General features: G+C 66.3%; 11 protein-coding genes, 1 other RNA gene and 4 pseudogenes. 6 read left to right on the top strand and 10 right to left on the bottom strand.

What is annotated here, in order from left to right:
* Positions 1–150 precede the first annotated feature (150 nt).
* Positions 151–294, top strand: a pseudogene (locus XarbCFBP7408_RS19860) (thermonuclease family protein); the annotation flags it as partial.
* Positions 295–350: 56 nt separating this feature from the next.
* On the opposite strand, the gene XarbCFBP7408_RS19855 reads toward XarbCFBP7408_RS19860, so the two are convergent.
* The 6 genes from XarbCFBP7408_RS19855 to XarbCFBP7408_RS19830 all read right to left on the bottom strand — a co-directional run bounded on the left by XarbCFBP7408_RS19855 (position 351) and on the right by XarbCFBP7408_RS19830 (position 4,246).
* Positions 351–427: non-coding RNA, sX9 sRNA (locus XarbCFBP7408_RS19855), on the bottom strand.
* Positions 428–485: 58 nt separating this feature from the next.
* Positions 486–854, bottom strand: a complete 369-nt coding sequence (locus XarbCFBP7408_RS19850) for a response regulator (protein WP_104564411.1) — start codon at positions 852–854, stop codon at positions 486–488.
* Between the two features lie 371 nt (positions 855–1,225).
* Positions 1,226–1,912, bottom strand: coding sequence for a glycosyltransferase (locus XarbCFBP7408_RS19845; protein WP_104564410.1), 687 nt, complete (start codon positions 1,910–1,912; stop codon positions 1,226–1,228).
* Entirely contained in the window at positions 1,909–2,505 is a 597-nt protein-coding gene (locus XarbCFBP7408_RS19840) for a class I SAM-dependent DNA methyltransferase (RefSeq protein ID WP_104564409.1), read from the bottom strand. Before XarbCFBP7408_RS19840 ends, XarbCFBP7408_RS19845 begins: the two co-directional genes overlap by 4 nt.
* Complete coding sequence (locus tag XarbCFBP7408_RS19835) at positions 2,502–3,263, bottom strand: PIG-L deacetylase family protein (protein ID WP_104564408.1); 762 nt, start codon at positions 3,261–3,263, stop codon at positions 2,502–2,504. Before XarbCFBP7408_RS19835 ends, XarbCFBP7408_RS19840 begins: the two co-directional genes overlap by 4 nt.
* Positions 3,251–4,246 (bottom strand): acyl-CoA dehydrogenase family protein, encoded by a 996-nt coding sequence (locus tag XarbCFBP7408_RS19830; RefSeq protein ID WP_181106892.1) that lies wholly within the window; start codon positions 4,244–4,246, stop codon positions 3,251–3,253. The genes XarbCFBP7408_RS19835 and XarbCFBP7408_RS19830 overlap by 13 nt, the downstream gene beginning before the upstream one ends.
* Before the next feature lie 450 nt (positions 4,247–4,696).
* On the opposite strand from XarbCFBP7408_RS19830, the pseudogene XarbCFBP7408_RS19825 reads away from it, so the two are divergent.
* Positions 4,697–5,724, top strand: a pseudogene (locus XarbCFBP7408_RS19825) (Gfo/Idh/MocA family protein).
* Between the two features lie 310 nt (positions 5,725–6,034).
* On the opposite strand, the gene XarbCFBP7408_RS19820 reads toward XarbCFBP7408_RS19825, so the two are convergent.
* Positions 6,035–6,310 carry a hypothetical protein gene (locus XarbCFBP7408_RS19820; RefSeq protein WP_104564405.1) on the bottom strand — a complete coding sequence of 92 codons (276 nt, stop codon included), beginning with the start codon at positions 6,308–6,310 and terminating at the stop codon, positions 6,035–6,037.
* A 522-nt stretch (positions 6,311–6,832) separates the two neighbouring features.
* Between XarbCFBP7408_RS19820 and XarbCFBP7408_RS19815 the strand changes: the two genes are divergently transcribed.
* Positions 6,833–7,141 carry a hypothetical protein gene (locus tag XarbCFBP7408_RS19815; RefSeq protein ID WP_104564404.1) on the top strand — a complete coding sequence of 103 codons (309 nt, stop codon included), beginning with the start codon at positions 6,833–6,835 and terminating at the stop codon, positions 7,139–7,141.
* Positions 7,142–7,221: 80 nt separating this feature from the next.
* Here XarbCFBP7408_RS19815 and XarbCFBP7408_RS19810 read toward each other — a convergent pair.
* A pseudogene (locus XarbCFBP7408_RS19810) lies at positions 7,222–7,362 on the bottom strand (NmrA/HSCARG family protein); the annotation flags it as partial.
* Between the two features lies 1 nt (position 7,363).
* Between XarbCFBP7408_RS19810 and XarbCFBP7408_RS23265 the strand changes: the two are divergent.
* Positions 7,364–7,546 (top strand): annotated as a pseudogene (locus XarbCFBP7408_RS23265) (LysR family transcriptional regulator); the annotation flags it as partial.
* A gap of 307 nt (positions 7,547–7,853) precedes the next feature.
* Here XarbCFBP7408_RS23265 and XarbCFBP7408_RS19805 read toward each other — a convergent pair.
* The gene (locus XarbCFBP7408_RS19805; RefSeq protein ID WP_104564403.1) at positions 7,854–8,768 is read right to left on the bottom strand and encodes a universal stress protein; all 915 of its coding nucleotides are present in this window, start codon (positions 8,766–8,768) and stop codon (positions 7,854–7,856) included.
* A gap of 14 nt (positions 8,769–8,782) precedes the next feature.
* Positions 8,783–9,691 carry a bestrophin family protein gene (locus XarbCFBP7408_RS19800; RefSeq protein WP_024939959.1) on the bottom strand — a complete coding sequence of 303 codons (909 nt, stop codon included), beginning with the start codon at positions 9,689–9,691 and terminating at the stop codon, positions 8,783–8,785.
* Between the two features lie 217 nt (positions 9,692–9,908).
* Between XarbCFBP7408_RS19800 and XarbCFBP7408_RS19795 the strand changes: the two genes are divergently transcribed.
* Positions 9,909–11,348, top strand: a complete 1,440-nt coding sequence (locus tag XarbCFBP7408_RS19795) for an ATP-binding protein (RefSeq protein ID WP_104564402.1) — start codon at positions 9,909–9,911, stop codon at positions 11,346–11,348.
* Complete coding sequence (locus XarbCFBP7408_RS19790; protein ID WP_104554303.1) at positions 11,341–11,985, top strand: LuxR C-terminal-related transcriptional regulator; 645 nt, start codon at positions 11,341–11,343, stop codon at positions 11,983–11,985. The genes XarbCFBP7408_RS19795 and XarbCFBP7408_RS19790 overlap by 8 nt, the downstream gene beginning before the upstream one ends.
* Positions 11,986–12,252: the final 267 nt, after the last annotated feature.

Raw genomic sequence — 12,252 nt, 5'->3', positions numbered from 1 at the left:
CGCGCAGCCTGCGGCAGCCGGTTTGCGTTCGCCAGTGGTCGTGCTCGGTTCTGCCAAGGCGGTTGACGTTTTCGATGTGCCGCAACGCAGAAGTATGCAAACGGGACATGGTATCTGGATCAATTTTTACACGCATGTCGGCTGAACCCCGAGTACGCCACCGCGTTCGTTACCGACGAACGCAACGCGCAGCAGCAACGGCGCAACCTCTGGGCCGGCAGCTTTCAGATGCCCGCCGACTACCGACGCAGCAAGCACACGCAATCGGCACCTGGCACAATCATCACGACCGCGCACATGCGCATGCGCCGCCAGCTGTGAGGCGGCGCTGTGACCGTCACGCTAACGGCGGCTGACAAAACGTAGCGAGCGGTCGCCAGGTGGGTATGGACGGCACGCTCGCAGCCGGAGCGTACGAGCGATACAGGCGGAGTCCGAGGTCCGGGCGCGCGCCTGACGGCGGCGCGGTCGGCTTATCAGCCGCTCTAATGCCCGACAAACGCCTCGATATTCTGCACCAGGCTGCGACGAGTGTAGGGCTTGCCCAGGAACGTCGTCCGGCTGGGTAATCCGTTGGGAGAATGCCCCAGACCCGACGTCAGGATTGCCGGCAGATCGTTGCCGTCCGCGCGCAGATACGAAATCAGGCCGTATCCATCCAGTAATCCCGGCATCTGCAGGTCGGTGAAAATCAGCGCAATCGCAGGGAAGGTATCGAGGTGTTCCAGCGCGCCCTGCGCATCGGTTGCGGTGACGATCGCATAACCGCTCTCGGTCAACAGCAACGTGGCCATCTCAAGCGTGTCGGCATCGTCCTCGACGACGAGAATCATTTTTCCGTTGGTAGAGCCCATAAACAGGTTTCTGAGGATGCACGCGTCACACCACGTTTCCCACGCGAAACACGTGATCGATTCGGGAACCATGAACGGCCCCCAGGATTTCCCCAACCATCGCCATCGACAAGTCGTCGAGCTGTCGCTGCATTTTCCAAGAAGTTGCCTTGCTCGGACGCCTCAGGTTCGTCCATGTGCACGCAGTGGTTCACGCACAGTCCGCTGATGCAGACAGATGCGGGCTCCAATCGTGACAGCTTGTGGTGACAAAAGGCGCGATCAACTGAAGACACCGGGTTATCTGCGATGTTTCCACGCACCATCGCGTCCACTACCGGCCATCGACGTGGCTGCGCGCTACTGGACCCTTTTGGGGATGCGCGCGATGGCTAGACCTGGCTCTCCAGTGCCGGCTCGCCTGTCAGGATGGCCAACTCCAGCCGGGCCAGGTGATCGCTGAAGCCGCCGCTCGCACGGGCGATGCGGCGGGCGCTGGTAGTGACGACCGGCTTGACCAGCCGGGCAATCCGCATGCCCGCGCGCTCCAGCGCCGAGACCAGCGCCACGTCTTCGCTGCACTTGAGCGCAGAGAAACCACCGGCTGCCACGTATGCAGCCGCGCTCATTCCGAGATTGGCGCCATGTACATGCGGATGCCCGTCGCGACGGACTTCCTTGGCCAGGAAGGCTTGCCGCGTTTCGGGATGGAAGTCGTGCCAATCGCTCACCTCCACCACGCCGCAGAACACATCCGCAGCGCAATCGAGCTGCGCCGAGAGCCAGTCCGGCGGCACGCAGGTGTCGGCATCGGTGAACGCAAGCCAGCGCGCCCCGCGCGCGATGGCCGCCGACGCCGCCGCCGCACGCGCAATGCCGACACCGCCGGCGGTGGTGACGGTTCTTGCGCCATGCGCGCGTGCGATGGCGCCGGTGCCGTCGCTGCAGCGGTCGAGTGCGACATGGATTTCCACACGCTCCCCAGACAGCTGCGGGTGTGCGGCCGCCACCAGAATGGATTGCAGGCACTTGCCGATCAGGTCCGCTTCGTTATGCGCCGGGATGGTGACCGCGATCATCGCAGCTGTTCCTGCTGCGCAATCGACGGCCCTGACATCCAGGCCTGCAGCAGGAAGTCCGCGTCCTGATAGCAGCACAGCGTGTCCATTGCCAGTGCCTGATGCAGCGCGGCGTGGACCTGCGCGGCACTGCGTAATCCGCCGTCGAAGTGGTGCCGCCAGTGACACGCCACAAGACAGCCGTTGGCGGTGAGCGAGCGGGCAAACAATGCGACGGTTTTTTCGAAGGCCGGATCGTCGAGGTAATAGCCCACCTCACTGAAGACGATCAGGTCGAACGACCCTTCCGGCCAGTCCGACGGGTGCGCAGCCTGCTGCAGCGTGACCGCAGGCAGTGCCTGCACGCGTAGGCTCGCCAGCTCGACCGCCTGCTGCGACAGATCCGTGGCCAGCAAGGTGTCGCAACGCTGCGCCAGTTGCGCGGTCAGCTCGCCATTGGAGCAGCCAAATTCCCAGCCACGCGCGACCCTCGGGTAGGGCAGGGCGCCAAGCAGGATGTCGCGCTTACGCTGCTCGTACCAGCGCGAGCGGTAGCCGAACGGGTCTGCATCGGCATACATTTGCTCGAAGTGCTCAAGGCTTAGCGCGGTCATTGGATGAAGACCTCGAACGGCCGCGCGAAGCGCTCCAGCACCGACGGCGGCAGAATCGGTTCCGCAACGGCCGGCGTGCAGTGGCCCAACTGCGTGGCAAAGCACGCAATGGCACGCTGCTTGGCGCTCCGCACCGCAGGCGATAGGTCGAAGCGCACGGCAGTGCCATCGGCAAACACCCCGTCTTCCGGACGCGACCAATGCCACGCCCATACCGGATATTGCAGACGCTGCGCAGACTGCGCCTTGCACGCGGCATGGGTCGCACGCGATGCCGCCTCGTGATCCGGATGGCCGTCGCGTTCCCAGGTCACCAGCACCATGTCCTGCGCAGTGATCAGGTCGCCGAGGGCCGCTGCCATGCGCGCCTCGCATACCGCCAGCGCGCCGTCACCCAACGCGAGATGGGTCAACGCGCCGGGCACTACACCCAACTGCCGCGCGGCGGCTTCCAGTTCCAGGCGCCGTGCCGGACCCAGGACCTGCGGACGCCAGCCGGGTTCATCCGGATAGGCCTGCTCGCCGTCGGTCAGCGCGATGATCAGCACCGGCATGCCTGCGGCATGCGCCGCAGCAATCAACCCGCCACACCCGAGTACCTCATCGTCCGGATGCGGCGCCACCACCACCAGGCGCTGGCTGCCGTGCAGCAGTTGCGCCAGCGTGACGCGTGGCAGTTCGCTCAGGCATGGCGCGGCGCGCCATGTGGACTCCGCTGTGCCCGCGCCCTCGATAGGCTGCCCGGCTAGAGCTTCCAAGACGATGTCTCCTGTTGGCATAACTCGCCCAGGGCCTGCAGGTCGCGTTCTGCATGATGCTGCCGAATGAACACCGACAGGTCGGCGCAGCGCTGCGCATGCGCGCGATTGCCGCACAGTGGCCCTGGCCCCAACGCACGCGCGACCCGATCCAGCGTGTCGCGCGCAACCGCTTCGACCGTGCTGCGCGCCTGCAGTACGCCACGCAGCTGTGCCTGTTCCGGCTGCGCGTCGATGCGCATTGCCAGCTGCCGCAACAACGCAGCTGCAGATGCCAGGCCCGCATCGATGGCGCCCAGATGCGCGGCGGCATGCGGATCCTTGCTTACACGCGCAGCGGCACGCAGCACATCGGCAACTGCAACGGTGGCGCCGAACCAGCACGCGGCGATGCCGGCACCTCCGTGCCAGAATCCGGGTCGGGCCAGGTACGCATCGCCTGCGCCAATGAGTCGCGCCGGTGTTTCGGAAAAGCGGACATTGGCCGTCTCGATGCCCTGCATGCCGACCGCCTGCCACGCACTACTGTCGATCTGAATACCAGGCTGATCCAGCGCCACCGCCACCAGGCAATTGGCGCCCGCATGCCGCGCCGTTACCAGCGCATGCGTCACTTGCGCAGCACCGGAACACCATGCCTTGGTGCCGTTGAGTTCCTGTCCGGAAAAACGCAGGTCCGAGCCGGGTGGCTCGGCCGCCCACACCGCCCAACGCTGGGTCGGTGTGATCAGATCCACGCCCAGATCGGCGCAGATGGCCTGCGCATCGTAATGCGCTTCCAGGAACTTGGCCGCGCACAGGTCGTCTGCGGCGATATCGGCAAGCGTCTGCCAGCGCTCCATGGTGCGACCACGCCCGGGAAGCGGCAGCGTCGGATGGGTTTCGAGCCACTTGTCCGCAATCGACTGCTTGAGTCCGTCGGTGCGGGCTGATGCCGTGTGCGATGCAAAAGCAAGGGGGTGCAATGAAATACGTGCGCTCATCCAACCAACCTAAGCAGCGCACGGTGCAAGGCATGTGAGGTGCGACGATGATGCTTTACCTGAAAAGCGAACAGAAGCGCAGGGATATCGTCGCGACTTTCCGCACGAATCGATGCTCGGAAGACAGCATCAACTCCGCCGCTGCCTGGCGACGCCACCGCACTCCAGGATCTGGAGGGTGCTACGCACGCCGCCGATGGCAGTGCGGCTACCAGCGCGTCGATCCTGGTGCGGCGCCGCAGCCACATCGCCTTCCGCAGCCGTGCCGCTACGCCGGAACGTCTGCACGCAGAGTGCAGGCGCGTCTTCGGGGCGGCGACGCAAGGCGCTGCACGCGAGCCTGCCGCGTTCGCTCAGAAGCGCCGCAAGGCCCGGACAAGCGGGCACCGCCAGGAACGATGCTCCTGCTTTGCTAGGATGCGCGCACATGCCACCCAGGAGGCCAGGCGCATGACGCCAACAGTGTTTCCCGAGCGCGAGCTGTTCTGCCTGAGCGCGGTGAGCCCGCGTTGCGATGGGGAGTGCTGGGGCCTGGAGCGATCGCCACCGCGTTCGTGAGCGCGCTGCGCAGCCATACCGGCCAACAGCCATTCGCAGTGGCATCGCGTGCGCGTGCGCGTGCCGAGGCCTTCGCGAGCACCTGGGCGATGCAGCGCGCCTATGACAGCTACGAGGCACTGGTCGAGGACCGCGATGTGGACATCATTTACATCGCCACACCGCACAGCGAACATCTGCAGCAGGGCTTGCTGGCGCTGCGCGCGGGCAAGCATGTGTTGATCGAAAAGCCCATGACCATCCGCGCCGACGACGCACGCGTGCTGGTGCAGGAGGCGCGGCAGCGCGGTCTGTTCCTGATGGAGGCCATGTGGAGCCGCTACCTGCCGCATACCTCGGTGCTGCGACAACTGCTGGCCGATGGCGCGTTGGGCGAGCTGCGCCATGTGTTCGCCGATCTGAGCCAACGCGGCCCTGACGATGCAGCGCACCGCCAGCGCAATCCCGCACTCGGCGGCGGCGCACTGCTGGACCTGGGCGTGTATGCGGTGCAGTTCTCTTCGATGATCCTGGGCGCACCGACCGCGATTGCGACGACCGGTGCGCTGACCGACACCGGCGTGGATGCGTTCTCGACCATGGTGCTGTCGCATGGCGGCACCGCGCAATCCACGCTGATCAGTTCCATCGTGGCCCGCAGCAGTTCCACCGCCTATGTCACCGGCAGCCGAGGCCGCATCGACCTTGCCGGCGAGTTCCACAACCCGACCGCGTTGAGCCTGGTCGGCAACGATCATGCCAGCCCGCTTGCGGTATGGATGGATCCGACCGGAATCAGCGGCTACGCGGGTCTGTCGTGGCAAGCGACAGCCGCCGCGCGTTACATCGGGGAAGGGCGCACGGAATCTCCGCTCCATTCGCTGGACGAAGCGATCCAGGTCATGACCACCCTGGAGACGGCGCGGGCGCAGCTGGGATAGCGGGCAGGGCATCTGCATCAGCCAGGGCGCGTGGGCTGATCGCGCAGCGCACGACCACGCACTTGCGCACCACGCTCAGAACCGCATCGCCAGTGCAGCATGCGCGGTGGCGGGCGCAAGGTCCGCTGCCCACCGACGAGCGCAGGCGAGCGGCAATCGCTTCGTAGCGCCGCAATGCGGTCTTTCACGCACAGGATGGGAGCGAGGCTATGCAACCGCAGCCCGATGCGCATGGCTTGCTGCGGTAACAAAAGACCCCGCGTGTGCGGGGCCTTTGTGCAGAATGCTCGCTACGTTTTGTTGACAGCCCTCAGGGCAGATCGCATTTGATTTTCGCGTCCACGTAATAGGGCTTGGGAACCTCCGGGTTCTTGCTGGTCTTCTCGAACACCACCTCGAACGAGTCCAGATCCACGGTGCCGTTGCGCGACTTGCAGGCGTCCTGCAACTTCTGCTTCACCGCCGCGATACCCGCATCGCGATTGGCGCCATCTGCGCTATTGGTCAGATTGGCGATCTCGGCAAATGCAGGCGAACTCAGACCCAGCAGGCAACCGACAGCCATAAGCGCGTGCAGCTTCTTCATACCGTCTCCTTTGCGATGTTTTTGATCTTCCGAAGGGCGTGGACGGCAACGGCGATCGACATTGAGCGACATAGTGCGCCGCGAGCGGTCCAGCCCGGCGCAGCATAGGCGGGTGGGGTTAAGCCATCGTGCACGCGCCTGCACACATCGCAATGGATCGCTTTGGCGTCTGGCTCAGTTGCAACGTCGCTCGGTTGCCCAAAGCAAACGGCCCGGACTAACCGGGCCGTTTGCGATGCCATGGATCAGAACTCCTGCCAGTCGCCTGGCCTGCATGCCCGGTCGGCCTGCCCGCGTTGTCGGGAAAGGCGAGTACGCAAGGAAGGTCGGCAACGCTGCCGGCATGTGGAAAAAAACCGCGCCATCGCGGTGGCAACGTTCGGCCCCAATCGGCGCTGATGCCAGGCGTGGCGCTGGCTGGCTTCTCGACACGTCGGCCGGCCGGTGCGTCCGTTCCGGATAGCATGTCGCGCCAGCAACGACTCACTCCGCCACCACGCCCCAGGCGTGATCATGTCCGCCATGAACAGCAGTCACCAGATCACCGCGCGAACGATCACGGTCACCCCGGCAACTACAGCATCTGCCGGCAGCGAGGTCGTGGTGCAGTTGTCGGCCAGCCCGGACCCGCGCTGGCAGGCGTGTTTCCATTTCATCGTGCAAGGCCGTGATGGCTTCTTCCTGCAGGGCAGGCCGGTGTTCGACAACGCGAGCTTTCATGCAGTCTTGCGTGCCGGGCAATCCGAGGCGTTTCGCCAGGAGCTGCCGGACCTGCTGATATCTGCCAGCGCGCTCGCGCGCGCCCAGGTGAACAAGGACGCAGCGCGATAAGCGGACTGCTTCACCCGCACGAGGCGCTCGGCGAGTTGTCGTGGATGGGAGCACGTGTGATCAGCCTGTAACAAGCGAGGTTACGGCGCGGCTGCTTTTTTGCGGGAAGTGCGCAACGGACGCCCCGGCATGGCCTGCAGTTTTTCCACCGTGCCGGCGGCCGCCCGCATGCCGTGGGTCTGGATGCCGGCCATCATCGGGCGCATGTCGTAGGCCAGCCAGCAGTCGATCGCAGGGGACCAGTTCGCGCGTGGCGAGCCGGTGCGATGAGGCACCAGCGCTGCCACGGAGCCGGCGCTGTGGGTAGTGCACATGTCCAGGCGCCTGGCTGCCCCGAAGGTGCGCGCCTGCGTGGACGTCATATGCGACAGGTATCCGGATGGGTGGCTTGTGTTGAAGGGGTAGGGCGCTGCGTCCGGCTTGGGCGCGCCAGCCTGCGCAGCGACCAGCGTGGACGCGTTATCGCCTGGACAGATCCACCACCGAGGTGCAGACAGCGCTGCGAAAGCGCCTGGTCGATAAACCGATCAACGCATCGATGGCAGGCGCGCTTGCGCGTCCTCGAATACGCTGGTTCGGGAACGTGCCGCCGGGTCATGACGTCGGTAAACCGCCTCGCGCTCAGGGATGCATGCCGCGATGAGGCAAGGCCCGCTTGCACAGCTCACGGCTGCAGATGCCGGGCCAGCCGCGCGCCGAGCACTCGGTTCGCTCACACGCGCAACATCCGCCTGGCCAGGCGGCGGCCGGACGCGGCGTCGGCTTGGTCGGCACAAGCGCCCAGGAGCGGGCGGCGCAGATGGGGCGGCGGCAGGCAGATCAGCACGCACGGCGTTTTTGCCAGCGCCGACTGCAGCGAGGAGCGCCAGACGCCCCGGCGGACGACGGCGTCGTGTTCGACCACCAGCACATCGGCGCAGGCGCGTTTGAGCAGGCCGGCGATCTCGCGCCGCGGATTGCCGACGGCCACGTGGATGCGCACGCGCAGGTCCTCGTCGGGCAGTTGCTGGACCAGGTCGCCGAGCCAGCTGGCGGCCGCGTCTTCGCTCAGCGGCTTGTCGTTGAACAGGCTGTCCACCAGCAGGCCTTCGCTGATTTCCGGCACGACGTGCAGCAGATGCAGGTCGGCGCCGCGGCGACGCGCCAGGGCGGCCGCATCGCGCAGCGATTCCAGGCTGGTTTCGCGGCCGGTGATCCAGCAGGCGACGTGGCCGCCGACGGCGCCATCGCGCGGGATCGCATCGGCGTAGGGCAGGGTGAGCATCGGCGTGGCCACGCGCTGCAGCACGCGCGCGCGCAGCGACACATGCAGCGGGCGCGGCAGGCCGGTGCGCTCGGACGGCGGCATGATCAGCAGCGCGTCGTCGCGGCTGCGGCAGAACGAGACGATGCCGGCAGCGGCGGGGCCGCCGGCAAGTGCACGCTCGCAGCCCGGGTAGTTGGAAGCCTCGGCAAAGAACGCATCCAGCGACTGCTGGGCCTGCGCACGCTTCCCCTTGGCGTGCACGTGCAGGATGGTCAGGCGTGCGCGCAGGCGGTCCACCAGTTGCGCCACGGTCGGGATGGCGGCATGGCAGGTCTCGGAAAAATTGGTGGCAAAGATCAGGTGGGTGGGGGTGGTCTGCATGGCTGGCTCCGTGGTCAGTAGATGAAACCGTCGATGGCGCGCACTTCGCGCAGCGGTACGCGCTGGCCCAGCATTTCGCGCAGGGTGAGTTCGATGCCGCGCGACAGCGCGGTCATCGGGGTGTCGTGCACGGTGTTCTCGAACGGGTCTTCGATGGCGCTGCTGGCGCTGTCGATGGCGATCAGGGTGAAGCTGATCAGCACCGAGGCGATCGGCATGGCCAGGCCCATGCCGGCGATCAGGCCCAGCGGCACCAGCCAGCAATACATGTTCACCAGGGTGCGCGGCAGCGAGGAGAACTGCCGCGGCAGCGGGGTGTTCTTGATGCGTTCGCAGGCGCCCTGGATATTGGCCAGCGTGGTGAGGTTGGCGTCCAGCGACGACCAGCGCAGGCTGTCGAGCATGCCCCAGTCGCGCGCCTGCTGCAGTTGCTGGCCCAGCCGCAGGGTCAGCGCGTTGGGGATGTTGGCGTAGCCGCGCAGGTCGTCGGCGCGTGCCTGGCCGAGCAGCCCGGCCAGCTCGGGGAACGGGTTCTGGCGACGCAGATGGCAGCGCAAGGCGTGCACGAAGGCGACCTGGTGCACCACGATATCGTCGCGCAGTGCGGCCTGGCGCGGGTCGGCCGGGTCCACATCCAGCGCGGTCAGGGCCTGGCGTGCGATAGCGCGCGAGGTGTTCACCAGCGCGCCCCAGAGTTGCCGCGCCTCCCACCAGCGGCCATAGGCCGCATTGGCGCGGAACGCCAGGAAAATGGTGAGCGCCGAGCCGAGCTGGGCCAGCGGCAAGGCTTCGATCGACAGCCACTGCCAGCCGAAGAAGGTGTAGAGCACGGCCACAGCGCAGTCAAACGCCAGCAACACCAGCAGGCGCTTGTAGGTCTTGGGCCAGATGCGTCGTAACGGGAACGTATCGCGGGTGATCATGGGAGAGGCAGCATCGACGTGGGGTGGATGCATTACACCCAGCCTCCACGGTCGTGTCTGCCATCCTTGCGCCAGCGTTGGACAGTGCACGCACCGTCCGAACGATGCGGCCGGGCTATCTTTCGATAGGGTGAAATCCGCAGCCCTGGCCACGATGCTGTGGCATCAACCACCGCAACAAAGGAGCGGCGTTGCAGCGCAGGTGCATGGGTAGGCAATGGACAGACTGAGACTGCCATTCAAGTGGCGCGGGCAGGTGGTCAAGCTCAATCGCGGCCCGACACTGTGGGCGTCGCTGGCGATGCTGGCCTCGCTGGTGTGGGCGGAGTGGTACTCGCACCTGGGCGTATCGCTGGGGCTGCTGTACATCCTGCCGGTGGTGCTGGCGGCCACGGTGTTGTCGCGGCGCGATATCGTCATCGCCGCGATCGCCTGCGCGGTGCTGCGCGGCCTGTTCGTCACCGACGAGACCCTGGTCGAACAGGCACTGCGCTTTTTCATGGCGACGATTGCCTATGCCGGCTGCGGGCTGCTCGTGGCCGAAATCAGCCGCACCCGCCGGGTGATCCTGGCCCATTACGTGCAGCTACGTGCCGAACAGCGGCTGCGCCGGCGGCTGGAGCGGCAATTGCGGCTGCTTGCCGAGAGCAGCCCGGCGGCCTTGCTGACCGTGGCCGGCGACGGCCGCATCGTGGCGGCCAATCGCGCCGCGCACGAGATCCTGGACATGGCCGAGGAGGGCGGGCTGGAAGGCCGCGCGGTGCGCGAGTTCCTGCCGCTGCTGGACGATGCGCTGAGCATGAGCGCCAACCTGGATGGCATGCGCACCTCCGCCAGCACCTGGGGCTGCCGCAGCGATGGCAGCCGCTTCCCGGCCACCACCTGGTTCTCGGTCTACGAAGACAGCGCCGAGCGTCACCTGGCCGCCATCCTGGTCGATACCAGCGAGGAAGTGCGCGCGCGCGAATCTGCGCACTTCGACGATGTGCTGAAGAACAATCGCCTGCTGGCCGGCGCGGTGTCGCACGAGATCCGCAACCTGTGTTCGGCGGCGGGCGTGGTCACCTCCAACCTGGCGCGGCATCCGGCCATTGGCGCTGATCCGGATCTGGCCGCGTTGCGTAGCCTGGTGGCGGCATTGATGGAGCTGGCGTCCTTCAACCTGCGTCGGCAGCTGCCCGACGACGCGCATGAAACGCGGCTGCAGACGCTGTGCAGCGAGCTGGATGTGATCATCCGTTCGGACTGGGAGGACGTCGAGGGCCAACTGGTGATCCAGATCCCGGCCGACTTCCCCTCGGTGCACGGCGACCGCCATGCATTGCTGCAGGTGCTGCTCAATCTGGCGCGCAATTCGCTACGCTCGGTGCAGGCGCTGCCACCGCAACGTCGCCAGTTGATCGTCAGTGCGCGCCTGGAGCAGGAGCGCGCAGTGCTGGGCGTGCGCGACACCGGGCCCGGCATCATCGAGCCGGGCCGCCTGTTCCAGCCGTTCCGCAGCGACAGCGACGGTTCCGGGCTGGGGCTGTACATCTCGCGTGCGCTGATGGCCAACCAGGGCGGTCTGCTGCGTTACGCGCCCGGCGGCGAAGGCGCCTGTTTCGAGCTGCATCTGCCGCTGGCGCACGCTCCATATGCGGAGGCGCTGGATGGATGAGTCGCGGCGCGCACCGGTGCGCCTCTACCTGCTGGACGACCACACGCTGTTCCGCGAGGGCCTGCTGCGCCTGCTCGGTGCCGACGCCCGCTTCGAGGTGGTCGGGCAGTCCGGCGCATTGGCGCAGGCCATCGTACAGATCGCCTCGCTGATGCCGGACGTGGTCATCCTTGACTACGACATGGGCGAGTACAACGCGCTGGACTACATGCGGCGCCAGGCCGGGCAGGCGCGCCGTCCGGCCACGCTGGTCGTTACCGCCGGCCTGCCCGAGCGCGATGCACTTGCCTTGATCCGGCTCGGGGTGTCCGGTATCTGCCGCAAGGATGTCTCCACCGATGAACTGATCGACAGCATCCATGCGGTGGCGATGGGCCGGGTGCTGATCGACCAGCGTTATCTGCAATCGCTGGTCGCACAGGGCACCCAGGAAAGCCGGCCCAGTTTCACCGACCGTGAGCGCGAAGTGCTGCGTGGCCTGCTGCGCGGGCAGTCCAACAAGTTGATCGCGCGCCAGCTCGGCAGTTCGGAAAGCGCCATCAAGGCGACCTTCCAGCAGCTGTTCAACAAGCTCGACGTGCGCTCGCGCAGCCAGTTGGTGATGGTGATCCTGCAGGATTATCGCGACCTGGTGTGAGGTGTCGTGGTCCATTGAAGCCATCGGGCGAGCGATGCAGGTGCACACGCTTATCCGCTGAACCCGATGCAGTTGCAGCGGCACGCTGACAGATAGGGCGTGCGACAAGGCCGCATGTGTGACGCTGATCTGCCCCCTTGCAGGCATGCCGATCGGAATGCGACAGGCGGTGTTCGCGGACAAGCGCCACGCCTCACGTCGTCACACGATGTCGGACTCATCTGCACGAGGCATGGACAAAGCGCCGGTCATCATGCGCGCCTGATG

The organism is Xanthomonas arboricola pv. guizotiae (assembly GCF_002940205.1).
GTDB lineage: Bacteria > Pseudomonadota > Gammaproteobacteria > Xanthomonadales > Xanthomonadaceae > Xanthomonas > Xanthomonas arboricola_C.
This window is presented reverse-complemented; position numbering and strand designations above follow the sequence as displayed.